Here is a 25,048-nt window from a genome sequence, read left to right as displayed (position 1 = left end):
TTGCGGGAGGAAGGTCATGTCTGCAATTATCGACAAAGCCCGGGACCTGGATCATCTGCTCGCCACCGCCGTGCAGGACGACAAGGAGGCCGGCATATTCCGTTGCCGCCGCGACATCTTCACGAACGAAGACCTGTTCGAACTGGAGATGAAGCACATCTTCGAAAGCAACTGGGTCTATCTGGCCCACGAAAGCCAGATTCCTGAGAACAACGACTACTATACGACCTATATCGGCCGTCAGCCGGTTGTCGTCACCCGCGACAAAAACGGGGAACTGCATGCGGTCATCAATGCCTGCGCCCATCGCGGCGCCATGCTGTGCCGGCGCAAGCACGGCAACAAGGGCAGCTTCACCTGTCCCTTCCACGGCTGGACGTTTTCTAACACGGGCAAACTGCTGAAGGTCAAGGACGAGAAATCCACCCAGTATCCGCCCCAGTTCGCGCAGGAAGGATCGCACGACCTGAAGCGCGTTCCGCGGTTCGAGAGCTATCGGGGCTTTCTGTTCGGCAGCCTGAATGACGAGGTAGCGACGCTCGAGGACTATCTCAGCGAGACGAAGGTCATCATCGACCAGATCGTCGACCAGGCGCCGAATGGGCTGGAAGTGCTGCGGGGCAATTCGTCCTACATCTACGATGGCAACTGGAAGCTGCAGATGGAGAATGGCTGCGACGGCTATCACGTCAGCTCCGTGCACTGGAACTACGCCGCCACTATGGGCCGGCGCAAGGAGGAGGGCACGAAGGCCGTCGACGCCAACAGCTGGAGCCGCTCGGTCGCGGGCGTCTACGGCTTTGACAACGGCCACATCCTGCTGTGGACCAATACGATGAACCCCGAGGTTCGTCCGGTCTACAACCACCGCGACGAGATCAAGGCACGCGTCGGCGAGGACAAGGCGGATTTCATCGTCAACCAGACCCGCAATCTCTGCCTCTATCCAAACGTCTTCCTGATGGACCAGTTCAGCACGCAGATCCGCGTGACGCGCCCGATCAGCGTCGACAAGACCGAGATCAGCATCTTCTGCTTCGCGCCCAAAGGCGAAAGTGCCGCCGACCGCGCGCTGCGCATCCGCCAGTACGAGGACTTCTTCAACGTCTCCGGCATGGGCACGGCCGATGACCTGGAGGAATTCCGCGCCTGCCAGGCCGGCTATGCCGGCACCGCTGCGCTATGGAACGACCTTTCGCGCGGCGCGCCGCTCTGGATCGATGGTCCTGACGAAAACGCAAAGAGGATGGGCATCGAGCCGCTGCTGTCCGGCGAGCGCAGCGAGGACGAGGGCCTGTTCGTCCGCCAGCACGAATACTGGGCCAAGGTGATGCGTGATGCCCTCGTGGCCGAGAAGCAAGGAGTGGTCGCATGAGCATCTCCTACGACGCCATCTGTGCCTTCCTCTACCGGGAAGCGCGCCTTCTGGACGATCGCGAATGGGACGAATGGCTGACCTGCTATGCCCCCGACGTGACCTACTGGATGCCAGCCTGGGACGACGACGACCAGATCACCGAGGATCCGCACTCGCAGATCTCGCTGATCTACTACCCCAACCGCGATGGACTGGAAGACCGCGTGTTCCGCATCAAGACCGAGCGTTCCGGCGCATCCACGCCGGAACCGCGCACCAGCCACAACGTGACCAATGTCGAAGTGTTGGCGGTCCGGGGCGGCGAGGTCGATGTGCGCTACAACTTCCACACGTTGAACCATCGCTACAAGGTCACCGACCAGTTCTTCGGAACCCTGTTCGTCACCCTGCGCAAGAGCGACGACGTGCTGCTGATCGCCAGCAAGAAGATCGTGCTGAAGAACGACTACATCCGCCAGGTCATCGACGTCTATCACATCTGACGGACGTCGCCGACCGGGGCAGGGACTAATGAGGAGAGTTCCATGGCCTGCTACAGCATCGCATTAAACTTCGAGGACGGGCTGACCCGTTTCATCGAGTGCAAGGACGGCGAGAAGGTTCTCGATGCCGCCTTTCGCAGCAAGATCAACCTGCCGATGGACTGTTCCGACGGCGTGTGCGGGACCTGCAAGTGCCGCGCGGAGAGCGGCAGCTACGACCTCGGCGACGACTTCATCGACGACGCCTTGACCGCCGACGAGGCCGAGAGCGGTCTTGTGCTGACCTGCCAGATGAAGCCGACCTCGGATTGCGTGATCGCCGTGCCGACGACGTCGGTCGCCTGCAAGACGGGGCAGCAGAAGTTCTCCGCGACAGTGGCGCGCGTGAGCCCGCACAACGATGCGGCCATCATGCTGGAGCTGGACGTGGACGCTGCGCCTGCCTTCCTGCCCGGCCAATACGTCAACATCGACGTGCCGTGCAGCGGCCAGAGCCGCTCCTATTCGTTCAGCTCGGCGCCCGGCGAAGGGCGCATCGGCTTTCTGATCAAGAAGATACCCGGCGGGCTGATGAGCGGCTGGCTGGAGCGTGCCGAGGTCGGCACGAAACTCGAACTCACAGGGCCGCTGGGGAGTTTCTATCTCCGCGACGTCCAGAGGCCGCTGCTGTTCCTCGCCGGCGGCACGGGGCTTGCGCCATTCCTGTCGATGCTGGAAGTGCTGGCGCGCGAGAATTCGCGGCAGAACATCCACCTGATCTATGGCGTGACGCGTGATCTCGACCTGGTGCTGGTCGAGGAGATCGAGGCGCACAGAGCGCGCCTGCCCAACTTCAGCTTCACGACGGTGGTGGCCGAGGAGGCCTCGGACCATCCGCGCAAAGGCTGGGTCACCCAGCACATGCCGGTCGAGGTGCTGAACGGCGGCGACGTCGACGTCTATCTCTGCGGCCCGCCGCCGATGGTCGATGCGGTGCGCAGGCATTTCGACGACAACGACGTGAAGCCGAACAGCTTCCACTACGAAAAGTTCACGCCTAATGCGGTCGTGAAGGAGGCAGCATGAGCACCGCGCGCTTCGCGGATCGCTTTGCCGGCAAGGTGCTGGTCGTGACCGGCGCCGCGCAGGGCATCGGCCGCACCGTAGCGATCCGCGCGGCAGAGGAAGGCGGCAAGGTGGTCTTCGTCGATCGCGCCGACTTCATCGCCGATGTTGCGGCCGAGGCACGAGATGCCGAAACCGCGGCATTCAAGGCTGACCTCGAAACCTATGAAGGCGCGGCGGCAGCGATGCAGTTTGCCGAGGCGCGGTTCGGCGGCATCGACATCCTGATCAACAATGTCGGTGGGGCGATCCGCATGCGCCCCTATGCTGAATTCGAGCCGCAGCAGATCGATGCCGAGATCCGCCGCTCGCTGATGCCGACGCTCTACTGCTGTCACGCTGTCCTGCCGCACCTGTTCAATCGCGGCGGCGGCACGATTGTCAACGTTTCCTCGAACGCCACGCGCGGCATCCACCGCGTGCCCTATTCGGCGGCCAAGGGCGGAGTTAACGCCATCACCCAATCGCTGGCGATGGAACTGGCGGAACGCAACATCCGCGTGGTCGCCACGGCGCCCGGCGGGACGGAGGCGCCGCCGCGCCGCGTCCCGCGCAATGCCGCCGGCGACACGGAGACAGAGAAGGCGTGGATGGCCGTGGTCGTGGATCAGGTGAAGCAGTCCAGCTTCATGAAGCGGTACGGGACTATCGACGAACAGGCCGCGCCGATCCTGTTCCTGGCCTCCGACGAGGCGTCCTACATCACCGGCAGCGTGCTGCCCGTCGCCGGAGGTGATCTCGGCTGAAGACTTGAGAATTGGAATGCACAACGACTCTGGGAGGAGTGACAATGCGCACCATCGATGTGAATGAGGCTATAGACAACAATCCGTTCGGCGGATTTCAATGGTTGGTAGTGGGGCTCTGCGCCCTGCTGCTGATCGTCGACGGCTATGACGTGTTCGTCGCCGGCACCGTGTTGCCGACGCTGATCGCCGAGTGGGGCCTGAGCAAGCCGCAGGCCGGCGCGCTGCAGGCCTGGGCGCTATTCGGCATGATGTTCGGCGCTCTCTTTTTCGGACCGCTGGCCGACAGGATCGGCCGCAAGAAGGGCATCGCCATCAGCTTCGTGCTCTTCACGGTGTCCACTCTGCTCACCGGCCTCGCCAGCTCGCCGGGCGAGTTCAAGATCTTCCGTTTCGTCGCCGGTCTGGGGTGCGGCGGGCTCATGCCGAATGCGGTGGCGCTGATGAACGAGTATGCGCCCAAGCGCCTTCGCGGCACAATGGTGGCTCTGATGTTCTCGGGTTATTCGGTCGGCGGCATGGTCGCGGCGGGCCTCGGCATCGGCCTCATCCCGCAGTTCGGCTGGAAGCCAATGTTCTTCGTCGCCGCGCTGCCGCTGGTGCTGTTGCCGGTCATCCTGTGGAAGCTGCCGGAATCGCTCGGCTTCCTCATCCGTCAGGGCGAGCAGGAGAAGGCGAAGCGGATCTACGCCAAGATTGATCCCTCCGCGCGCCTCGGCGAGGCCGACAGGCTGGTCTTTTCCGAAATCAAGGGCGCGTCCGCGTCGGTCGCGGAGCTGTTCCGTCACCAACGTACGCTGCGTACACTCATGCTGTGGGTCGCCTTCTTCTGCTGCCTGCTGCTCGTCTATCTCCTGTCGTCCTGGCTGCCGAAGGTGCTGCAGGAAGCCGGCTATGCCGAGAAGGCGAGCCTGCTCAGCCTATTCTCGCTCAATTTCGGCGGCATGGTCGGAGCGATCGCTGGCGGTCGGTTGGGCGACCGGTTCGGTCTGCCAAAGGTGGTGGTCGGCTTCTTCGTTGCTGCTGCCGTGTCGATCGCGCTGATCGGCTTCAACCCGTCCGCTGGGCTGCTGTTTCTGATGGTGTTCGTTGCGGGCGCCACCACCATCGGCACGCAGATCCTGCTCTATGCCAGCGTGGCCCAGCTCTATAACCTGTCCGTCCGCTCCACGGGGCTCGGCTGGGCTTCGGGCGTTGGCCGCATCGGTGCCATTGTCGGCCCCACCATGGGCGGCGCGCTGCTGGCGATGGAATTTCCGATCCAGCAGAACTTTCTGATCTTCTCCATCCCTGCGGCGATCGCGGCTCTGGCGATGCTGGTGTTCGCGATAAGCAACGCACGCCGCGCCGTCGCCGTGCAGCTTGCCGCGGCATAGGGGAGAGGAAACGATGACCGGCACGAAAGGCAATCTTTACGCGGATGCATCTCTCCCGGCTGTTTCTGGCCGGTGTCGTATCCGCGCTGATCGCATGTGCCCGACCGCCGGTCATCCTGTTTCAGGCAGCGCACGGCCGGAGCCCGGCACTGTTGAATCGGCCATCGGCAACCGCCTGCTCGGCATCGTGCCGAGCCTGAAAATATGGGGTGCCGGTGGTGATCGCCTGGTCGGCGCCGGGTTCGGCGCCGCTGGGCACCTTCTGCCGACGGTCCAGATCGTGAGTATTTGACCTATGCCTTATCTCGATCTTCCCAGTCATCGCCTCCATTACCGCATCGACGGCGACACGGCTGGCAGCCAAAGCAAGCCCTGGCTTATCTTCTGCAATTCGCTCGGCACCGACCTTCACATGTGGGACGCGCAGGTGGCCGGACTGTGGCGGCATTTCCGCATGCTGCGGTATGATCGTCGCGGTCACGGACTGTCGTCGGCTCCACCGCCGCCATACGGTCTCTCCGACCTCGGCAACGACGTGCTCGCGCTGCTCGATGCGCTGCAAATAGAGCGAGTGCATTTCTGCGGTCTGTCTATCGGCGGCCTCACGGGGCAGTGGCTGGGCATTCATGCCGGGCAGCGCCTTGGCAGTATCGCTGTGTGCGCGACATCCGCGAAGATCGGTACCGCCGAAAGCTGGACCGCGCGAATGGACGCCGTGCGGGAGAACGGTCTTGCGGCACTGACCGCCGCCACCGCCGAACGCTGGTTCTCTCCGAGTTTCAACGCAGTCGAACCCGGCGGCACCGTCGGCAAGGTGCTCGACAGTTTTGTCGCCACGTCGATCGATGGATATATCGGCTGCTGTGCCGCTCTGGCCGGGGCCGACTTGCGCGATGGTATCGAACGGATCGCCAACCCTCTGCTCGCGGTTTCCGGCGATGACGACCCGGTGTGCCCGCCAGCCGACCTGGAAAGCATTGCCGCCGGCGTGCAACAGGGCCGGCATCTGTCGTTGCCCGGCCGGCATATCGTCAACATCGAGTCGGCGCACACCTTCAACGCCGCACTTCTGGAATTTTTCAACAGCAATGCGGTAGACGACAGTCGAGTAAATCATTCATGCGCGGAGGAGTTTTCTGTACTTCAGCCGACTTGGCGGGCGGTCGACACTGAAACTTGATCTTCACGACGCTGATCGGCGTCACCATCATCAACAATTACGGGAGGATACAACACCATGAACGGAAACATCACGAACAGGCTTCTCTAGGAACGACAGTTGAGCGGCGTTACTTTCGATGGCAAATGGACCGCGCCCGAAGCTGTCGCGGATGTCATCGAGCCTGCGACGGGCAAGAAGCTCGGTCGGATCGGCATGGCTGGGCCGGCCGAGATCGCCTCTGCCGCCGCCAAAGCCCGCTTGGCGCAGCCGGTCTGGGCCGCGGTATCCTATGAGCGGCGCGCCGAAATCCTGCGGACGGCCGACCGCGTAGCGGAAGAGCACCGGGAAGAAATCGCCGACTGGCTGGTGCGCGAGTCCGGCTCCATCCGGCCGAAGGCAGAGTTCGAGGTCACGCTCACCATCAAGGCGCTCTGTCACGCTGCACTTAACTGTAAGAATGCGGCCGATCACGCTTAACTGCTGCACTTAATTGGGTCTTCCTCAAAGTGTGTGGTGATTTTGCTTTACAAACTGGCGCCCTGAAGCCGGGCGATCCGACAGGTCATCGACAGCTTCGTTGCGTTCCAAATCCGCCAGAATGGCCCAAAGTCACAGTCTTGGGCCAGCTTCAACACCTACCTGGGTGCCACAGCGGTGATATTGCGCTTAAACTGCTGCGATATGGTGTCGTCGCTGACTGGAATGCCAAGATGCTTCATCAGGCGCGCTGGCAGGCCGTCGAGGTGAACAATTTCAGCTACCTGATGCGTCCGGTGTGCGCAGGGAGAAGTGTTTTCGGGCGATCGTTCAAGCCGAGCACCACACACTTTGAGGAAGACCTCGCAATTATGAGATTTTGTACGCTAAAATTCTCAAATTTGGTGCAACAATGAGAATTCGAGTATAATGTCCCATGAAGGCATCCTCTTGAAATTGTTAAGTGTTTCCGAGCGGCTGACGACTGATCGTTCACCCATCGGCAACGAACAAGCGCCAATGTTGTTGGGATTGTTTGTCGCGCTGTACTTAATCGTACGAATGCGGCCGTTCAGGCGAGATTGCTGTAGTTAATTTGAGAATCCAAGCGACGTCATTATCAAATTAACTGCAATTGTTGTGGATCGGCAGACATACAGTTTTGGGCAAGCATTTGAACGGCGAGCTTGCCGAAGTGGGCGCGGTTTTCGCCGAGTGTATAGGCGTGAAGCATCTCGAGTATGGCCGGTCCGGCGCGCTCGACGATGGCGATAGCCGCGAGCAATGCCGGGCGCAAGTTGAATCTTTTTCAGAATGTTAGTGAGGACGCAATTCCAAAACTAAATGCTCTTGCAGAAGCCGATGTCGACACCGAAACAAACAACGCAAGTGCTGGACGCAAGAGCAGTTCGGCAAATCCCGATCAAGGCCAAGCTAACGAGGACAATTTTGCTGCCGGAATTGCAGACTTGCTTAATCAGCGGGTGCTCAAGGGAAGGATCACTGGCCTCGTTATAATCGCAGCACCCAAAGCTCTTGGAGAGTTGCGAAAGCATTATCATAAGGAACTTGTATCAATCCTGATTGGTGAGATTTCGAAAGACCTGACAGGGCATTCGGTCCAAGAGATCGAAAAGGCTATAGCATCAGCGTGAGCTGGGGATGCTGACGGGGCTTCTAACCTGAGGTTCCTTAGCTCACCATCCTCAATGGTGTTAATGATCGGCTATATTGTCGGGGCTGGTCGCGCCGGCAACGTCAGCATGAAGCAGCATCGCTGAGCGCATTCTCGATCCGGCAGCTCTTTGGCCGCTGGATTTTGCCCTCTCGCGTGTGGCGGTTTGATACGGGCGATTCTGACGGGTTCTGCATGTGCATCTATGTTTGAGCCGAGCCGGCAACATCCCTTGCGGGCTGTCTGCTGGATATAGCCTTCGCGATCCAATGCCCAAAGGTGTACGGATCGATATGGATGATCTGAGGCGCATCCCTCGCGGTGACGATCCAGTCGCGAACGCAGCGCACATTGCGATAGACCGGCATCACGCAGCCTCCTTGGCGATCCGCATGTATTTGTGTGCAGTTCCCTGAGAGATGCCAGAGTCCTTGGCGAGCCATGGACCGAAGTGGCCACGAGTAAAAGTCCGCTTCATCTCAAGCAATCTATTGCCCGCTTCGACCTGCTGATCAGGCAAGAGATGTTTCCGCCCAAATAGCTTTATAAGCAAGCCTGGCTGAGCTTTGTCCGAAGGATTTATTGATCTGCCGGGACAGAAAGAAATATATTATGCCGCAAGTGCTGTTGACGACATACGCCGCGCAGCTCATTGGCGATCAGCATCAGATTGCCAAGAAGAAGCTTACCCCATGCTGCTAAGCATTCGCGTGCTCGCGTCTCCACGAAAGCAGGACATGCCCGTATCAGGTCGGACGTTGCCCATAGGGAGTATTCGTCAATGAGGCCTCCGTTGCCCTTCGGTTCCGCCGACGTCGACTGCACAAGGCACATATGCGTTCACCGCGTCTATCCATGATGCGTTGGATCGATGAACGCCGAGCTACATGAGTCCTATCGCTTCATGGATTCGGTCTCCGGCGCCGTAACCGCTGAAAACCGAGAGCGCTCGCACTTGCCGCGAGGATCTTCACGAAAGCATGGGTGTAAAACCTGGCTCGGGGCAGTGTAGGGGCTGGCCGATCTCGGATGCGAAACCGTGACCTCGGCCGCCACGATCGATCAGGCCATTGCCCTGATCGACGTGCAAGTGTTCGACGCCGCCATGCTGGATATGAATCTGAATGGTAACAACAGCCGAGCCGACGCACTCGCCGTTCCGATTGTCTTTTCCACCGGCAATTGCGTTCACGATATTTGGGACGGCTCTCTCAGGAAACCGTTTAGCAATGACCGAACTGGTCGGTATGGTAACACGTCTTATCTCCCGCTGATCGCGTAATAATATCCTTTGGGCGGGGCGTTTCCCACTGATTTTGACCAAATCGAAACCAGAGATTGACATCGGGCGCTAGCCTTGCCGCGCTTTGCGCGCCGCATAGCGCCGGTCACGTTCAGCCTTGCGCTCGGCTTCGTCTGACACAACGCGGGAGATGCGGTTCTTGGCATCAGCTTCCCGCGCGTTGGCTTCCGCCGCGGCAGCTTCGATGACGGCTGCTGCCTCTACCTGCTGACGATTTTGCTCTTCCTGGAACAAGCGCTCTCGCTCCGCTCGCCTCGCCGCACGGGCTGCCGAAAGTGCCTCCCGCTCCGTGCGTTTGGCGACCATTTGGGGATCATTGGCTTTTGGCGCAGTCACAAACTTTTTAAGGAGGGCTTTTTTGGCCTCGGCAGCCGCATTGCGCCGATCGGCGAAGTCCTGAACATGTTTCAATCGATGGTCGTCCTATTGTGTAAGTTTTTAAAGGAGGCAAGTTTTATGCAGATCTGAGGGCGTGTGATTCCAAATCACCGTCGTGGAAGAACTTCCAAACCTCAGATACTAGTTTGGGTCCAGCGAGCGTCGGCCGGAACGTTTCGAACCGGGATTGGCGTCAACGTGAGTTGCGTCCTCAGCTTCTTTATCCAGTCGCAATTCTCTCAATCGAGCGGTTTTGATGTCGCGCGCCTGGATGAGAGCATCCTGTTCGGATATTATACGGCTTCGTGTTAGGGCCTGGGTCTGGGTTTTGCTGAATGACAACTCAGCAGCATCACGTGTCTTCTTCGAATTCTCTACCATTATTGTCGTGTCCTTGTTCCGGCTCGCCCAAAGCGAAAGCAGGTCACAAAAAAGGCCAGGCTTTTAGCCTGACCTTCCATTCGCATTTACTTCCCCGCGGTGCCAGTACATCCGTGGTCACCAGGGAAGCCAACGCTGATTAACCAGCCTGAAGCTGTTCTGCGGACATCTTGCCCGACTTGGCATCGCGAACCATTTCGTAGGCGATCTTCTGACCTTCGACGATTTCGCGCATTCCTGCGCGCTCGACTGCCGAGATGTGAACGAAGGCATCCGCACCGCCATTGTCGGGCTGAATAAAACCGAAACCTTTTGTAGTATTAAACCATTTAACTGTGCCAGTGGTCATAACAAACCCTTTCGTAGCAATAAAAGATAAGCACCGCGCAAATGCACGTTTGCCGCTATTCTCGATTTTTGAAGGGGAAGTTCGTTAGAGCACGCTCAAGGCGCGAAGAAACAAAAGTCAAACGATCCAAAACTCAATGCGGTATTACTACAGTTATTAAAATCCAATGTCAACGCCTGCTGCCCGATCCGATCGGCGGATGCCGACTCCAGCACCTGAGCATGTGGGAAAAGGATCGTACCCCGTGAATACACACCAGCGTCCACGCATCGCAGCGCTTTGCCGCCGTGAGGGCATTGCCGAGAGCCTCTATTTACAGTTGGTCGAAGGAGTTCGCGGGCGAGCTGGGCGAATGGCTCGAAAAGCGGTCTATCAGACAGGCTCACGGTGCTCCCGGACACCCACAGACCCAAGGCAAGATCGAGCGCTGGCACCAGACCCCTGAAGAACCGCATCCTGCTCGAGAACTACTTCTTCTCAGAAGACCTCGAAGCGCAAATCGCCGCATTCGTCGATCATTACAACCATCGCCGATATCATGAGAGCATCAGCAATCTCACTCCGGCCGATGTCTACTTCGGACGGCACCATCCTGTTACAAAGAGAAAGGATCACCTGTATGTCGAGCCCGCTGCCCGAAGGCTCGGGGTTGCCTCCTCCCTTGCTGTCCTATGCGCGCGCAACTTGTCGGCGCGCTGGCGCATGGCCATCTACGCCGCCGCCGCCTTTGTGGTCACAATGATCGCCCTTTCCCGAATGTATCTTCAAGCGCATTGGCCAAGCGACGTTCTTGCAGGTCTGTTATTTGGTACCGGCGTCGTTTCGGTTTTTGCTTTTGTGATTCATGATCGACCGATTGCAGGGTCGGTAGGTAAAATGGCGGCAATACTTGGTCTGGTGTTGGCAATCGTCTATCCGTTTCATGTCAGATCATCCTTTGACACAGCGAAGATCAAATATGCCAACCAACTCCAGATCCAGGCCATGACCACGAGGATTGGCTGAGTGGCGGATGGAAGACGCTGCCCGAAGCCCGCTCGCTTTTGGATGGCGATGTCGGCGAGCCATTGTCGCTGCAATCTGACTTGCCACCGGGTGATTTGGCCAAGATTTTCATCAGGGTGGACGCAATCGGATCACGGTTGGGTGGACGGAATATATTTCTCCGTCATTCCAACGCGTCAACCTTTCGAACACCTTGCCTCCCTACCAAACACCAATCTTGGTAAGCCGGCTTCCCTGACGTTGACCAAGCGGGATTTGAGCAACCCAATCAGTCGCCGGGTGCTGCGATTCTGGCCAACCGACGTTATGATCGACAAACCGTCCAACAGCAGCCCGCTCCTGATAGGCTCATTTACGACAGAAGCTATGGACGAATTTGCATTTGGATTTTCGACCGTTGAGCAAGTCTTTCCAGCCGATCAAATTTTGACGGCCGGAGGTTTGACGAATTTACCTGCCAACGCGAAAGTAATTAACCTCGGAGCCAAGACGACGCTGATAACCCAAGATTATCCTCTGCGATCTGCTGATCAGCGGATCTCTCATAGAAGGCCGTTGTGAGGGCACTATCGCAAATTGTTGGGCAAATGCAGGCGACCTGTAAATGGCCAAATTGATGGCCGCTGGCTTGCGACACTCGCGAGGGCTAATGCAGCAAGGATTTCAAACTGTTCTGCGAGAAACAAGGATGGTAGACAAACTGGGACAGCGCCACACTTCTGACAAATCCGTCGACATTGGATAGACGGTATGGCGCAAGTGCCAAAAGCTCTGTCGAAAGAACCATGATGTCCGTTTCTACTGCCCCGCAACCATTCAATCAGCGGAAAAGACTTCAGGTCGTCCAGGGATTAAGCATAGCGGCGATCGGCTCGCTGTTGTTCTCTCGACCCGGTTGGGATGAAGCATCTATCTTTCACGAGGTTGTAGAGATGACAGGCTTTGTCCTGATCCTCGTCTGCATATTCGGGAGATTGTGGAGCATCTTATATGTGGGAGGCCGGAAGAACAGCGAGTTGGCGATAAGCGGGCCATACTCGGTCACTCGCAATCCTCTATATCTGTTTTCGACTATCGGAGCATTCGGCATCGGCCTCATGTTTGGATCGATAATCGTTGCCGCATGCCTGGGTTTCGGCACCTATGCGGTGTTCAGGGAGACCGCCCGAAAGGAAGAGGCGTTTCTTCGGGACAAATTTGGCCCGGAGTTCGAAGCATATGTAGCCAGAACGCCGCGGTACTGGCCAAAGCCATGGCTGTATCAGGACGAGCATGAACACAGATTCTCCACGAAAGCGTTAGGAAGCACATTCTTCGATGCCCTCTATTTCCTGGCGATCTTTCCGGCCATCGAGGGCATCGAATACCTCCAGACCACCGGTTATCTGCCAACGTATTTTTGGCTATATTGATCCCAAGATCTAGGTATACCGCCGACGACAACTTTACCTGGCGTTGTCATGTCTGGATGGCGCCCGTTTGGCAAGGTGATTTTGGGAGATGTTGAAGCTTGGCGGGTCGGGTGCAGTCATGTCTCCGGCCTTCGCCTGCGGTACGTCATGACCGCTGGCCTGACGTTTTCCGCTTGATCCGGTCCCTCTCACGTTGACGCGCTTTATTGCGCAAGACAACGCCACGGGTTCTCCGGCTCATACGGTCCAAGCCGTCTTGTTGCACATCACGCCATGGTCACTCCGCCAACTGTTTTGCCCGAAAGGGGCGAATGCTTTCACATATATTCTATGCTGTTATTTGCACAGCCTTGTTGCCGTTGAACCAGGCGGCGTTGTCACCTTGTTTGCAGGACAGGCATATTAAGGCACGTGCTGACTGTTTCAGACAATCTGGCCGCTGACGGCTTTCCACTGAGCCATGGCTTGCTCCAGCCGTTTGTATCGCCGAACGTCCAGAAATTATTCATGCACCAAAGTCCTGATGGTAGGATCGCGAAATTTTGAATATTTAGGCTTCAAGAAGATGCTATAATATGAACTCCTTTTAACGGAGGCATTTATGCTGAACTTTGGTAAAGGTCCTCATCACAACCACATGCCGCACTTGGATCAGGCGGAGTTCATCCTACTAGTCTTTGTGGTTGCTTCAGTTGCTCTTGCGATGGGCTCCGACTGGCTTTACGACGCGCTAGTGAGCTGATTTAAAACTTCGCCGGACTGGCCATCTCTTCCAGCAAAGCATCGACCGCCCGCTGAACCTTCGGCCTGAGCCGGAAGGCTCGCCTGAACTGGCTCTGGCGCCACGGTTATCCAATTTCCAAAAGGCTCTACATCGGCGACCCGTTCCACAGCGATGCCGGATGGCGGTGGATACGGGACGACGATCCTGGAGCCTCGGCTGATGTCGTCGCCCGTTTTTTTTGCGGTTGAGAGATGATTCCGTTGCGCTTGCGCCGCGTTGACGCATAAAAACGACCGCTGCAGGGAGGAGGAGAGCAGCGGTCCTGAGAGGTGCAGTGCATTTGATGGCGGGGCTTCCGGGAGGATAGAACCCGCACCGCTCAAATTCGTGGCAACACGACTCTGCATAATAGGGTGCAAATTGTCGCATTGCACAATAGCTGTGGGCCAATCGCTCCATCCCACCTTTTTTCGCACCTGCGCCCATTTCAGAAAACAAGGGCTTTGGGCTCTGCCCCTTGGTGCGCTCAGCGCTCCGCTGTTCCGCACGAGCTCGGGAAGGAGTGATACGTAGAAGCCGGAGGCAGCATGCGCATCGTAGGGCTGCTGGCAGATATCGTTTTCTTTTAATTCTTGCCCGGTTGTTCTCGGCATTCCTTGAATTTCAACACCAGTCAAACCGGCGAGGGTTTCACGTCCTGCTTTGATCAACCGGGCAATGGAGGTTAGTGATCAGACGTGGCGGGCGTCGCGTGAGATTGTTGTATCGAGATTGGCGATCTGACGCTGTATCACGTGATAACGCATGCCGGGTACGACGCCGCCGTTCAGAGCCGCCGTCCGGACCGCTTCTCCGCGGATCATGGCTTCCTTCGAACGGAGACCGCGAACTTCCGCGGGGTTGAGCATCCTACGCCCGCGGTCAGCCATGATACGACCGTCGGCGGCATGGAGCTCTCCGAGGATCGTGTTCAACCGGGTGTCGGAGACGAAGGTCGGCATCGGCGTCACTTCATTCACAACAGGGTCATCGTCGAGGTCGTACAAAGCCCTATAATCGCGACGGTCATGATCGTGACTATCAAACTCGCCGGAGGCGCGCGACCCGTGTGAATCGTGTGAATCATGGGAGGCCGCATAGGCGGTTGCGAGAGGGGTAGAGATAAGGATGGCGGCGAGCGCCGTTTTAAAGATCAAAGAGCGCATTTCTTGCATCTCCCGAAAGGTGGAGGACCAATCGTCCTTCCGTTGGCAGGCCGTCCAGTTCCGTCGCGTCGCGGTGGTCATCCATCGCCGGCAGTTCTCGGCCTGCCCGAGAGCCTAGAGGCTAGCCGTCGCTATTTCTAATTAATTAAAGATAATTTTCCCGACACTGGACATGCCACAATCCAGCCTCACTCGGTCGTGATAGCGGTGCGCCGGCAGGATGTGTCGTGTTCCACTAAGGACGTATCAAACTGCTAGAGGATGCTTCCGAGGAGAGCAGTAAGCTCCATCAACTCGGGTGTCGCACAATCGGCAGCCTCTTAGCCAACGAGTCTGTCTCGCCGCGATTGCAGTGGTCCAGAAGCGTCCGCTGCTCAAAGCGGCGTTGTTTGACACTGGTATCGATGACTTCGCTAGAGTCGCCTTGCTCCGGACTAATCAAAAGGACGACCGCTTGCTTATAACCGTCGACCGGATCGGTCGCCAAATTGAGAACCGACGTCACGCCTCGACATCAAATACCATCGAACGAACCTGGTCGTCATCTCGCATTTAAGGGGTCTTCCTCAAAGTGTGTGGTGATTTTGCTTTACAAACTGGCGCCCTGAAGCCGGGCGGTCTGACAGGTCATCGACAGCTTCGTTGCGTTCCAAATCCGCCAGAATGGCCCAAAGTCACAGTCTTGGGCCAGCTTCAACACCTACCTGGGTGCCACAGCGGTGATATTGCGCTTAAACTGCTGCGATATGGTGTCGTCGCTGACTGGAATGCCAAGATGCTTCATCAGGCGCGCTGGCAGGCCGTCGAGGTGAACAATTTCAGCTACCTGATGCGTCCGGTGTGCGCAGGGAGAAGTGTTTTCGGGCGATCGTTCAAGCCGAGCACCACACACTTTGAGGAAGACCTTGATTAAATGCAGTGCGACAGCCGTCGCCGGTCACGTATGCGCGTTCTTTTTTCGTTCTACCTTAGCGTATGATTTGGAACAGTTCTTGTCGTCGCCCCAGTAAGGCGAGGTGAAATTCTGCAGCTGTCACCACTTGAGAGCATAACTGTCGGCAAAGTCTGCCAGGCTGGTGTTGATGCTGCCTGCAGCGAAACAGACGTGTCTGGACGCATTGGAAGGCAGGATCACTTGCACTGAGACTCGAACTGCCTTATGGAGGCGGCCCGAGAAGCCAACATTTATATCGGCCGGCAGAAGGGTCTAACGCGATACTCGAAGCTGTGTACAAGTGCCTACTTAAGAACCAGTCAAGGTCTCTTCGCCTCCCGGCGGATCCTGAGGCTGTACACGGCGTTGTCGCGGGTCCTACAAACAAAGTTCGCGCCCGGGTTTCTGGCGCTGTTTACACTTCCCGTGACCTTTGCGCAGCAGCCGTTCCGCCTGACTTCCGTCGATATTTCGGAAAGTCTGTCCGCCTTGATGCCTTTTTTTTCCAATGCCGCTGTGCAGGCGGCAATCGAGCGTGGCTTATCCGAGGTAGCTTGCGCGCTGGTGCAGAGTAAAATGCTGCACAAGGGCGCTACGGCAACGAGACGCTTGTTCACGAACCCCTCCATAGTTTGTAATCCAGCGAAGTCTACGCGCTTTCGTTTGGGGCAGATATAACCCGATAGCGCTATAAAGTCGCTCAGGCGCATGGCCTCGAATTGGTAGTTCTTCGGATATTGCGGCGAAATACCAAAATTGCGCAATGTTCTGCAGTAATTTTCCCTTAATCCACTGTTTTATATAAGTTTGCGCGACCGTTGCTCTCTCAGAATTGAAATGCGGAAGCAAAAGTTTAGCACCGATTTCTGGCTTATCGCTTCAAATTGAAATCGTTAGCCAGAACCCACACCGGACATCTGCCCCAGTTACAGCTATAGGTACGCGGGGCAAATTGGGTGGCAAGGCCAGAATTCTGTTAGCTGAATGATGCTGTGGGTAGCCGGTGATCCGCGATTGCATTGGCGCTTTTTCGGAGCGACGATTGCTCTGGATAGAGGCCCAGAATGCACGGGATCAACGTTGATAACTTGAGTGAAGCGGACCTGATCGCGTTGCACGATGCGGTCGTCGATCGGCTTCACTTTCTGCATCAGCAGAAGACGACGCACGGGCGGCAATCCGCAACGGGTCAGTTCAAGTGATGTCGTTCCACTTGGAAAGTGCGCGCGGGACCTCACTCGCAAAGCAAATCTCGATAGAGCCCACGCTGACGAGTTTTTCAAACTATGTCTGGACCTGGGGCTAGGCCTCTCGACGTCCGAGAGCATCATGAGGTCGGTCAAGCAGGTTCGCTGACGGGACTAGCCGGATGGCGCCAAATGTTGCATTCACTGGTATTTCCATGCGCATGCTCGCCAAAGCGGGTATTAGTCCCCTAAACGGTGGAGCACTTCCATGTCTGACGCACCGACTCGTGAGATCGGCTTTACCCTATTTGCCGGGATGACCCAGCTTGATTTAACTGGGCCTTGGGAAGTTCTGACGCGGCTACCAGATACACGTTGCCACCTCCTGGCCAGTGGACACGCCCCCGTCGAAAGTGCGAGCGGACTCAGTATCGTCCCAACAATGCTGCTTGACGAATGCCCACAGCTTGACATCGTGGTTGTTCCTGGTGGGCCCGGCCATTTGGATGCGATGCAAGACGAACGTCTTTTATCTTTTTTACGGCGCCAGGAGCCCGGCTGTCAGTTCCTGATGGCGGCTTGTACAGGCACATTGGTGCTTGCCGCCGCTGGTCTACTTCAGGGTTACCAGTGCACCACTCACTGGACGGCGCTGCACCGACTCTCCGCTTTCGGAGCAATTCCCGCAAGTCGGCGTGTTGTGTTTGACCGGACAAGAGCCACTGGCGGCGGTGTGACGGCAGGTATCGATCTTGGATTGGTCATGGCCGCCGAACTGGCAGGTGAAGATGTCGCGCGTAAAATCCAGTTAATGATGGAGTATGCTCCTGAACCTCCATTCGCGGGATCGCCGATGACTGCCGATCCCGCTATAGTTAAGGCATTGGAAGCGCCATCCGCGTTAGCAGATCAGATAAGAGACATCGATCTTGGCGCAATATCCAAGCTTCGGCGAGAATCTCGTCTCGTCTAGCATTGAGCGGCGGACCCTCGGTCCGAACGAGCCGTAAATTGCCTCTAGTGACATTTGCTACTTAGCACTGGACGCCCTTGCCGCGGCTACAGCCAGCAGATTTATGCCGCGATTTAAATACCAGATCCGCAATGTGTCTGGTTTATTCGCAGCATGTTCGGCATAAACCGGACATCGGCATTATGAGCAAGTTCATGAAACAAGGTTCTGTCGAATTCTACCCGCTACTTGAATTGCGCCGGATGGGGCATTCCGATGAAATCGCCTTGCGGAGCGTACCCACGGCTTCCGGGCCGTCTCTAGTGCGATGACCGCGATCGGCACGCTGGCGGCGATCGCTCTGCCTGGCGGAGTCCGGGAGCAAGGGCCCTGGCGAGCAAGCCAGTGTAGAGTGGGCTTCCTGTGATCCGGCCTACGGACACCAGAAAGTCAGCTGCTAGCAGAACCGTTGGCGCGCGCCGACCGGCGCGACGAGGGGCAAGACCGTGGCCTAGCGCCAATGCGACGGCACGATGATATTTGCAGGTCTCAAACGGTTATGTCTACTCAGCGGCCGTAAGCAAGAGAGGCCGATGGACACTTCGGGTTCTGCAACGACCTCGAAGTCGACGACCTTCACGTTCGGAGACACCAGCAGATAGTCGGCATAACGATCCTGCTTTGGGTATTGGGAGGTCCGCGTATCGGTAAAGCCGCCGGTCGTCACCAGATCGATGAGACCAAGGGCTCGGAGAATTTCGAATGTCGAGCTTCTCGGAAGCAAGTTGAAATCGCCACATACGACCAGCCTTTCACCCGAACACCAGACGCGACGGATGAGCTCGATAAACGCTTGGGCCTGCGGGCATCGTAAAGTTAAAGTAGCCAGGTTGGATAGCGCTCTCATTTTCCTGTTGTCAGGCGGTGTCGAGATGAGCGATCTGCCGCCAGGTGTGCATAGCGGCATTTCGTAGGTGGCGATGGTCAGAAGATGAAATGCCGTGGCGGGGAAAGTGGAACAGGTTGGCGACAGGATCGTGGATGGAAACGAAACGCTGAAGCTGTCGCGTTGACTTGAAGCACTTCATCATTCGTTCTCGTCTTCGGATGGGTTGATGTGAATTCTCGGCCCGGTTGTTGAGGCCTTTGTGTGAGCGATGCTCCACACTCGGCATGACCTGCCGTTTCGCGGCGTTGTATGATCGAAGTTTGTCAGTGATCATGACGCGCGGCACGTGGCCCTGCTTTTTGAGAAGCTTGCGCATCAAGCGTATTGCAGCTTTTGCATTTCTTCGGCTTTGCAGCAGAACATCGAGGACGAAGCCGTCCTGATCAACAGCGCGCCAGAGCCAGCGTCTCTTGCCCGCAATTGTAACAACAACCTCGTCGAGGTGCCACTTGTCACCAAGTCGACCGGCCGACCTTCGCCGGATCTCGTTGGCGAAGCGTCGTCCGAATTTCTCTGCCCATGCTCGTATCGTTTGATGGCTGACAATGATGCCCCGGGCGGCCAGCATATCCTCGACCATGCGCAGGCTCAGTGGAAAGCGGAAGTAGAGCCAGACTGCATGTGCAATTATCTCGGCGGGAAAGCGATGGCGACGATAGAGCGGATCACGGCAGGAGCTTTTCATGCCGCATCTTCCGACATTTCCATCAGCCTCCAGTTAACGTTACGGTGCCTTCTCGATGTATGACCCCATTCTCATTTCTTGGAGGCACGATCATGCGTATTGCGATTCTCGGCGCAGGAGCCGTCGGTGGTTATTTTGGGGCACGACTCGCGGCCGGCGGTGCGGATGTGACCTTCGTCGCGCGCGGCGCCCATCTTGCAGCCATTCAAAGGGACGGGCTGCGTGTAATCAGCCAACATGGTGACATCCATCTGCAGGACATCAAAGCGGTTGACGATATCAGCAAAGTCGCTGAGGTTGACCTTGTCATCGTCGGCGTGAAATTATGGGACACGGAACTAGCTGCCACCACACTCAAGCCATTGGCTGAACACGGCGCGGCGATCCTCTCCTTGCAGAACGGCGTTCATAAGGACGAGGTCTTGCGCAAGCACGTACCACCCGAAGCGGTCATCGGTGGACTCTGCTGTATCGCAGCCGTAATCGCCGAGCCGGGGATCATCCGCCACGACGGAACAATGCAACGCATCGTTTTCGGCGAATATGACGGGACCCGCACCGTCCGAATTGAAGCCTTCCATCAAGCCTGCATCGCCGGCGGCATCGACGCCGATATCAGCAATGAGATTGAGCGGCTGATCTGGGAGAAGTACGTCTTTCTCGTCGGACTGTCGGCAACAACGTCGGCTATCCGCCAGACCATTGGACCAATCCGGGAAAATCCCGCTGCCCGTGCCCTCTTGTTCGACATTATGAATGAAACGGTTGCCGTCGGGCGGGCAAAAGGCGTGCCCCTCGCTCCGGACTTTGCCGAGGACCGGCTGGCCTTTTGCGATACACTTCCAGCTTCGATGACATCGTCGATGCACCATGATCTTGTTCGCGGCAAGCGGATGGAGTTGGCGTGGCTGAGTGGCGGAGTCGCCGCCTTGGGAGAGGAACTGGGCATACCAACAGCCATGAACCGGGCGGTCGCCAGCATCCTGAGCATTTACGCATCCGGGAACGCAGGCGCGGTGCGCGCGCCGGCTTCTTAGTTCGGTCAGATGTGAGTGATTTCGCCCGATGGTTCACGGCGGCGCTCCGAAGATCGCGACAATCGGCAGCTTTGAGGTCAACTCTGACCAAGGCAACGTCTTCCTTGGGTCCAGACTTCGACCACGTCTCTTTCGAACAAGAGCCTTCAACAAGAAACAGAACATCACGAACGCCGCAGTATCACCTCTACGGGCGGTCCGTTGCGAATGGTCTGATACACCACGCAGTAGCGTTCGGTAAGTTTGAGAAGCTGGTCGAGCTTGTCTTGCGGTGCGTTCGTTTCAACGTCGAAGGTTAGGCGGATTTGCGCAAAGCCAACCGGAGCATCCTTGGCAACGCCGAGAGTGCCGCGGAAATCGAGATCACCTTCGGCCGAAACGGCTGCGGATTGAAGCGGAATCTCCAGCGCCGTCGCCACTGCCTTCAAGGTCACACCGGCGCAGGCGACGAGTGCTTCGAGCAGCATGTCACCGGAGCACAGTTCCAGGCCGGTTCCCCCCGTCGCGGGATGCAGGCCCGCGACTGCGAGAAGGCGTCCAGTTTCCACTTTGCAGGCGATGTTTTGATCATCGAGCGTGCCATGCGCCTTCAGCGTGATGTATGCGTCCTTCGGATGGGTTTTGTAACGCTCCTTGATCGGCGCCTGAACGGCGCGCAGTGTTGTGGCATCCATGCTGGTTCTCCCTTTTTGTCGGCCGCTGTTCTTTTAGCTTATCGAAGAAGTTGTCGGGGCTTGATCGAACACCAGGGAAGCCGGCCTCTCTCAAGGGTTGCTCCGTGTCAGCAAACTATCAAGTGAAAACCGTCCCGGTCCCCAGGCCATAATTCCGAGCGCCATTGCCGCCCATGTAACATGAAGCGGCCAGCCTTCGGGAACTGTGAGCTCAACGATCAGCGTCATCAACAGCAAACCGAGGGCGGCAAACCGTGTCGCGAGGCCGACAACGAGAAGCAGCGGCAGAACAATCTCTGCGCAAGCGGCTGCAAAGGCAAAGATGCCCGGTGCAGGAAATGGATATGGGCCGCCCGGCAAATGCAACTTGAACTCCGAGCTGAACAGCAGCACCGCAACATCGTTCAACTGCAGAAAACCGTCCCACTTGTTGATGCCTGACCTCCAGAAAGGCACCGCGAGTCCGATGCGCAATACAAGCTGGGTCAAGGATGGTGGGGCAACCCCGGCAATGAGGCGGTTTGCCCGCTCAAACAATCCGCGTAGTCCCTTTGGGGGCCTGTTGCCAATGTCCTTATGAACGGTCATTCCCTCAATCTCCCTGATGGATCGCGGTAAATGCCCCGGCCTGAAGCATTCCAACGATATTGGCGGACAGGTTGAATTCCGCAGATGCTGCAGTTGCTGCCGCAACGGCCTCACCGAACGTTTCCCCTTTGATGAGGTGGTCCAGGAAGGTGAAGCCGCCAGGCGGCAGGATTTGAACGGTGACTTCGAGCGCCGGCCGGGTCACCAGAGCAGCTTCCGGTCCGGTGGCTTCGATTGGCCCGACCGGGCCGCTGCTGCGGTTTGCCGCAAAAATACTGACCGCCGGGTAAGGCGAAAAGACAATCCGCGTTGCCGGATGCGGAACAAGAACGATCTCTCCAAGCCGCTCGGGCCGAATCGATGCCAAGTCCTGCGGTAAAAGGGGCGGAACGTCGGCGGCGTGATAAGCATCAAGCCAGGCGCGTTCGATGCGCGCGACGTCCGCCAGCCAGGGCAATGACTGGGCATATTCGTATCGCTCGATGAATGCGGGAAAGTCGCGGCCATACTCGAACAGCAGCGGTGAGGTCGGCGGACTGGCGCGAATATGCGAGCGTGCCAGTGCCCGAAAAAAGTCCTCGCCGGTTATGCGCCGCGTTGCCGGAAATGTTGCTGCCAGAGCCTCGATGAGGCTGACCGTAACGTTGTTGCGATAGACATTGTAGCGCCTCGCCGCGGCCTTTCCGTTGGGTCCGGAAACCTTGACAGGCGTTGCATGGTCAGGGTCAAGCAGCGGCAAAGCAAAAGCCGCCGCATAGGATGGGATGCCACTTAAGTCTGGAATGGAAAAATCAAGCCGCGCCATGGGTTGTTCCAGGCATGATACTCTGGGCGTGGCGATCAAGAATAACTTGCGCCGCGCGCGCCTCCGCCTTGAGGACAGGCCACTCGGGGATGGTGCTGTCCCATTCGACAAGACTGGGAACAGGGCCGCATTGGCTGATCACGATGTCGAAGAGCTTCCAGACGGCGTCGGCCACCGGTCCATCGTGGCTGTCGATGAGAAGGAGCGCCCCCTCATCGTCCTGCTGTTCGGCATGCCCTGCCAGGTGAATTTCGCCGACATGTTCGAGGGGATAGTCGGCCAGATAATCCAGTGCGGAAAAACCGAGATTGGCGGCGGAAACAAAGACATTGTTGACGTCGAGCAGCAGACCGCAGCCTGTGCGCCTGACAAGCCCCCTGATGAAATCCGTCTCGCTCATGGTGGACTCATTAAAGACCAGGTAGGTTGACGGGTTTTCCAGCAGTATCGGACGGCCGATGGTCTCCTGCACCTCGTCGAGATGGTCGGCAACGCGGGCAAGAGTGGCTTCCGTATAGGGCAGTGGCAGCAGATCGTTGAAGTAGGTCGTGTTATGCGTCGACCAGGCAAGGTGCTCGGATACGAGCGCTGGCTCGTAGCGTTCGATCAGTCCCTTGAACCGTCCGAGATGCGACTTCTCCAGTGGCTGCGGCCCGCCAATCGACATGCACACGCCGTGAAGCGAGACAGGGTAGTCACTCCGGATACGGGCAAGCGCATGATGCGGTGGACCGCCGGAGCCCATATAATTCTCTGCGTGGACTTCGAAGAAGCCCGCATACAAATTGTCATTGAGGATCGCCGCCAAATGCTCGTGTTTGAAACTGGTGCCCACCCGCGCCGCAATGGCATGTTCCGGAAAGCGGACAGCTTGTGACATGCGAAGCTCGGGCCGTGCTGCTAATGTGCCCATCTCAGCCTCCACTCTCCGGTGTTTTATGCTCTTATGATGGAATATCGCGGGTCAGCGCCTCTGGAGCACCCTTCTTGTCACCGGGCAGTTGCATTGTGGTGCAGGTTCCGCCATCGACGAATTTCCAGGCATTGCCCTGATAGTCGATGGTGGAAGTGCCCTGGCAGGTTGTACCGGGACCGGCGGCACAATCGTTCTGGCCCTTAAGGGCCACTCCGAAGCACTTCTCCTTGCCCGCATCCATCGCCGCCTTTACCTGTTCTGGGGTCAGCGGTGCTGCCATTGCAAATGAGGAAAGCGCGAATGATACAGCGCTCGCCAATGCAGCTGCGCTTACGGTTGATCGCGTTGACATGGCTATCATCTCCCTTGGGTTGCATGCGCCGGTTCATCATGCGCACACAGGGCAATTCGGTCGGGAGCGAAGAAGGTTACAAGCTGCTAATTCACGACGTCGTGAACCGCCAGCACCCTGACGATACTCTCGATGCGAGGCGTGTCGAATCCGATATTTTCCCAATTACTGCGGCCAACGCTTGTCAGGACATGTCATGTGCTTGCAGCAGGGGCACCTTGTCAGGCATGGCAACCTTCACCCCGACAGGATCCCGCTTGCCCTCCCAAGCTTCCTCCCGGATCAGCACGGCGCGTCACCATAGGAGAAGACGCAGCAATCACCTTCTTTTGGTTTGAGAAGCGTTCCGCATGTCGCGTGTGTTTAATTGGGCCTTCCTCAAAGTGCGTGGTGGATGGACGCGTCGGGGGCAGCATTCCCGCTCGTAGGAGTTCAGCGCTTGCGCGATCCTATATTGCGCGTTTGAGGAAGACCCGTCCAGATTGCGATCCACTCTAGCCATCAACGCCTGCCATGTTTCAGTTTCTGATGAAGAGAGACTGATGCGCTCCGACGCCCGCCATCACACCTGCAGCAGACGCTAAAGTGGCATTGGCCATCGGGCTTGCTGCGTCGCCAGCTGCACGCCCGCAGCCGTAGTTTGCTTATGGTCGTCCACGCGAATGAAAGCGCCAAGTGGTCCCTCATCGAAGGCGCAGCCGAGTTGCTCCGCCAACGAGCTGGCCATGTGTGTCTTCGGCGCTGTGAAGACAGCCTCTATGGGCACGACCCTGTCATCACTCAGCCTGACGGCCTCAAGCTCGGGCGCTTTGCCAAGGAGTTCCACAATTGGCTTCACCTTCCGACCGCTTATTGTTCAGATATCACGCACGGCTGGACTCGTCTGACTGTGGCTCGCCGGTCCTGAAACGGTAACCGTGACTCGCAGGCAACGAACCCGGTTGGAGAAACACGACATACCCATTCGCAAAGTGACGCAACTCAAGTTCCATCACTTGACCATATCCCCATAGGGAGGATAACGATGGGCATGAGCAACGATCAAAAGCATTCTCACCACAAAGACGTCGCCACCCGCCTGAAAAGGGCGGACGGTCACTTGAAGAGTGTCATCGGGATGATCGAGACGGGCCGCCCCTGTGTCGATATCGCCCAGCAATTGCATGCCGTCGAAAAAGCAATCAACCAGGCCAAGAAGACGCTGATTCAGGATCACCTCGACCATTGCCTGGAAGAAGTCGTTGGTGCCATGTCGGCCGATCGGCGCGGTCCGGTCGATGAATTCAAGACCATCACGAAATATCTTTAAGGCT

28 protein-coding genes and 3 pseudogenes are annotated in these 25,048 nt (G+C 57.5%); 18 read left to right on the top strand and 13 right to left on the bottom strand.

The genetic code is table 11. The features are described from left to right. Positions 1-16: 16 nt before the first annotated feature. From BLM14_RS21945 to BLM14_RS21900, 9 genes are all read left to right on the top strand, one after another. On the top strand, positions 17-1,375 hold the full coding sequence (locus BLM14_RS21945; RefSeq protein ID WP_100001976.1) for a Rieske 2Fe-2S domain-containing protein: 1,359 nt from the start codon (positions 17-19) through the stop codon (positions 1,373-1,375). Further along, positions 1,372-1,860 (top strand): benzoate 1,2-dioxygenase small subunit, encoded by a 489-nt coding sequence (gene benB, locus BLM14_RS21940; protein WP_100001975.1) that lies wholly within the window; start codon positions 1,372-1,374, stop codon positions 1,858-1,860. The genes BLM14_RS21945 and benB overlap by 4 nt, the downstream gene beginning before the upstream one ends. Positions 1,861-1,902: 42 nt before the next feature. Next, on the top strand, positions 1,903-2,925 hold the full coding sequence (gene benC, locus BLM14_RS21935) for a benzoate 1,2-dioxygenase electron transfer component BenC (RefSeq protein ID WP_100001974.1): 1,023 nt from the start codon (positions 1,903-1,905) through the stop codon (positions 2,923-2,925). After that, positions 2,922-3,710 carry a benzoate diol dehydrogenase BenD gene (gene benD, locus BLM14_RS21930; RefSeq protein ID WP_100001973.1) on the top strand — a complete coding sequence of 263 codons (789 nt, stop codon included), beginning with the start codon at positions 2,922-2,924 and terminating at the stop codon, positions 3,708-3,710. Before benC ends, benD begins: the two co-directional genes overlap by 4 nt. Before the next feature lie 44 nt (positions 3,711-3,754). Beyond that, positions 3,755-5,086, top strand: coding sequence for an MFS transporter (locus tag BLM14_RS21925; protein ID WP_100001972.1), 1,332 nt, complete (start codon positions 3,755-3,757; stop codon positions 5,084-5,086). Between the two features lie 13 nt (positions 5,087-5,099). Continuing rightward, positions 5,100-5,378, top strand: coding sequence for a hypothetical protein (locus BLM14_RS21920; protein ID WP_100001971.1), 279 nt, complete (start codon positions 5,100-5,102; stop codon positions 5,376-5,378). Between the two features lie 3 nt (positions 5,379-5,381). After that, complete coding sequence (gene pcaD / locus BLM14_RS21915) at positions 5,382-6,266, top strand: 3-oxoadipate enol-lactonase (protein WP_100001970.1); 885 nt, start codon at positions 5,382-5,384, stop codon at positions 6,264-6,266. Positions 6,267-6,365: 99 nt separating this feature from the next. Beyond that, positions 6,366-6,725, top strand: coding sequence for an aldehyde dehydrogenase family protein (locus BLM14_RS21910; RefSeq protein ID WP_100001969.1), 360 nt, complete (start codon positions 6,366-6,368; stop codon positions 6,723-6,725). 740 nt (positions 6,726-7,465) lie between these two features. Then, a complete protein-coding gene (locus BLM14_RS21900; RefSeq protein WP_100001967.1) occupies positions 7,466-7,879 on the top strand; it encodes a host attachment family protein in 414 nt (137 codons plus the stop codon). A gap of 223 nt (positions 7,880-8,102) precedes the next feature. Here the strand turns inward: BLM14_RS21900 and BLM14_RS31210 are convergent, their stop codons facing one another. Further along, positions 8,103-8,267: a hypothetical protein gene (locus tag BLM14_RS31210; protein ID WP_157929573.1), complete on the bottom strand. Its 165-nt coding sequence runs from the start codon at positions 8,265-8,267 to the stop codon at positions 8,103-8,105. Next, entirely contained in the window at positions 8,267-8,377 is a 111-nt protein-coding gene (locus BLM14_RS32745) for a hypothetical protein (protein ID WP_418314263.1), read from the bottom strand. The genes BLM14_RS31210 and BLM14_RS32745 overlap by 1 nt, the downstream gene beginning before the upstream one ends. Before the next feature lie 561 nt (positions 8,378-8,938). Here BLM14_RS32745 and BLM14_RS21890 point away from each other — a divergent pair. Then, a complete protein-coding gene (locus BLM14_RS21890) occupies positions 8,939-9,181 on the top strand; it encodes a response regulator (protein WP_204252036.1) in 243 nt (80 codons plus the stop codon). A 69-nt stretch (positions 9,182-9,250) separates the two neighbouring features. On the opposite strand, the gene BLM14_RS21885 is transcribed toward BLM14_RS21890, so the two are convergent. Both BLM14_RS21885 and BLM14_RS21875 read right to left on the bottom strand, forming a co-directional pair. After that, positions 9,251-9,613 (bottom strand): DUF6481 family protein, encoded by a 363-nt coding sequence (locus BLM14_RS21885; protein WP_100001965.1) that lies wholly within the window; start codon positions 9,611-9,613, stop codon positions 9,251-9,253. Between the two features lie 487 nt (positions 9,614-10,100). Next, positions 10,101-10,310, bottom strand: a complete 210-nt coding sequence (locus BLM14_RS21875) for a cold-shock protein (protein WP_100001963.1) — start codon at positions 10,308-10,310, stop codon at positions 10,101-10,103. Between the two features lie 335 nt (positions 10,311-10,645). Here BLM14_RS21875 and BLM14_RS21870 point away from each other — a divergent pair. The 4 genes and pseudogenes from BLM14_RS21870 to BLM14_RS21860 all read left to right on the top strand — a co-directional run. Further along, positions 10,646-10,928 (top strand): annotated as a pseudogene (locus BLM14_RS21870) (integrase core domain-containing protein); the annotation flags it as partial. A gap of 84 nt (positions 10,929-11,012) precedes the next feature. Then, a complete protein-coding gene (locus tag BLM14_RS21865; RefSeq protein ID WP_100002193.1) occupies positions 11,013-11,315 on the top strand; it encodes a phosphatase PAP2 family protein in 303 nt (100 codons plus the stop codon). Between the two features lie 141 nt (positions 11,316-11,456). After that, a complete protein-coding gene (locus BLM14_RS31205; protein ID WP_133123870.1) occupies positions 11,457-11,876 on the top strand; it encodes a hypothetical protein in 420 nt (139 codons plus the stop codon). Positions 11,877-12,100: 224 nt separating this feature from the next. Further along, positions 12,101-12,727, top strand: coding sequence for a methyltransferase family protein (locus BLM14_RS21860; RefSeq protein WP_100001962.1), 627 nt, complete (start codon positions 12,101-12,103; stop codon positions 12,725-12,727). A gap of 1,455 nt (positions 12,728-14,182) precedes the next feature. On the opposite strand, the gene BLM14_RS21850 is transcribed toward BLM14_RS21860, so the two are convergent. Beyond that, the gene (locus BLM14_RS21850; protein WP_100001960.1) at positions 14,183-14,656 is read right to left on the bottom strand and encodes a hypothetical protein; all 474 of its coding nucleotides are present in this window, start codon (positions 14,654-14,656) and stop codon (positions 14,183-14,185) included. 1,998 nt (positions 14,657-16,654) lie between these two features. Here BLM14_RS21850 and BLM14_RS21840 point away from each other — a divergent pair. Both BLM14_RS21840 and BLM14_RS21830 read left to right on the top strand, forming a co-directional pair. Continuing rightward, positions 16,655-16,792, top strand: coding sequence for a hypothetical protein (locus tag BLM14_RS21840; protein WP_157929575.1), 138 nt, complete (start codon positions 16,655-16,657; stop codon positions 16,790-16,792). 253 nt (positions 16,793-17,045) lie between these two features. After that, complete coding sequence (locus BLM14_RS21830; protein WP_100001958.1) at positions 17,046-17,750, top strand: DJ-1/PfpI family protein; 705 nt, start codon at positions 17,046-17,048, stop codon at positions 17,748-17,750. Positions 17,751-18,240: 490 nt separating this feature from the next. Here the strand turns inward: BLM14_RS21830 and BLM14_RS21825 are convergent. Together BLM14_RS21825 and BLM14_RS21820 are read right to left on the bottom strand one after the other, a co-directional pair. Next, positions 18,241-18,600: pseudogene (locus BLM14_RS21825) on the bottom strand (endonuclease/exonuclease/phosphatase family protein); the annotation flags it as partial. Positions 18,601-18,646: 46 nt separating this feature from the next. Continuing rightward, on the bottom strand, positions 18,647-19,363 hold the full coding sequence (locus BLM14_RS21820) for an IS6 family transposase (RefSeq protein WP_100001956.1): 717 nt from the start codon (positions 19,361-19,363) through the stop codon (positions 18,647-18,649). Positions 19,364-19,455: 92 nt separating this feature from the next. Between BLM14_RS21820 and BLM14_RS21815 the strand changes: the two genes are divergently transcribed. Then, a complete protein-coding gene (locus BLM14_RS21815) occupies positions 19,456-20,400 on the top strand; it encodes a ketopantoate reductase family protein (protein ID WP_100001955.1) in 945 nt (314 codons plus the stop codon). A gap of 164 nt (positions 20,401-20,564) precedes the next feature. Here the strand turns inward: BLM14_RS21815 and BLM14_RS21810 are convergent, their stop codons facing one another. The 6 genes and pseudogenes from BLM14_RS21810 to BLM14_RS21785 form a co-directional block, all read right to left on the bottom strand. Further along, a complete protein-coding gene (locus BLM14_RS21810) occupies positions 20,565-21,074 on the bottom strand; it encodes an OsmC family protein (protein WP_100001954.1) in 510 nt (169 codons plus the stop codon). A gap of 90 nt (positions 21,075-21,164) precedes the next feature. After that, positions 21,165-21,662 carry a DoxX family protein gene (locus BLM14_RS21805; protein ID WP_100001953.1) on the bottom strand — a complete coding sequence of 166 codons (498 nt, stop codon included), beginning with the start codon at positions 21,660-21,662 and terminating at the stop codon, positions 21,165-21,167. A gap of 4 nt (positions 21,663-21,666) precedes the next feature. After that, entirely contained in the window at positions 21,667-22,467 is an 801-nt protein-coding gene (locus BLM14_RS21800; RefSeq protein ID WP_100001952.1) for an HvfC/BufC N-terminal domain-containing protein, read from the bottom strand. Continuing rightward, the gene (gene bufB / locus BLM14_RS21795; protein WP_237143628.1) at positions 22,454-23,347 is read right to left on the bottom strand and encodes an MNIO family bufferin maturase; all 894 of its coding nucleotides are present in this window, start codon (positions 23,345-23,347) and stop codon (positions 22,454-22,456) included. Before bufB ends, BLM14_RS21800 begins: the two co-directional genes overlap by 14 nt. Positions 23,348-23,411: 64 nt before the next feature. Next, positions 23,412-23,735, bottom strand: a complete 324-nt coding sequence (locus tag BLM14_RS21790) for a BufA1 family periplasmic bufferin-type metallophore (protein WP_100001950.1) — start codon at positions 23,733-23,735, stop codon at positions 23,412-23,414. 518 nt (positions 23,736-24,253) lie between these two features. Further along, positions 24,254-24,567: pseudogene (locus BLM14_RS21785) on the bottom strand (NAD(P)/FAD-dependent oxidoreductase); the annotation flags it as partial. Positions 24,568-24,765: 198 nt separating this feature from the next. On the opposite strand from BLM14_RS21785, the gene BLM14_RS21780 reads away from it, so the two are divergent. Continuing rightward, the gene (locus BLM14_RS21780) at positions 24,766-25,044 is read left to right on the top strand and encodes a metal-sensing transcriptional repressor (protein WP_100002192.1); all 279 of its coding nucleotides are present in this window, start codon (positions 24,766-24,768) and stop codon (positions 25,042-25,044) included. Positions 25,045-25,048 lie beyond the last annotated feature (4 nt).

This window comes from Phyllobacterium zundukense (assembly GCF_002764115.1).
Lineage (GTDB): Bacteria > Pseudomonadota > Alphaproteobacteria > Rhizobiales > Rhizobiaceae > Phyllobacterium > Phyllobacterium zundukense.
This window is presented reverse-complemented; position numbering and strand designations above follow the sequence as displayed.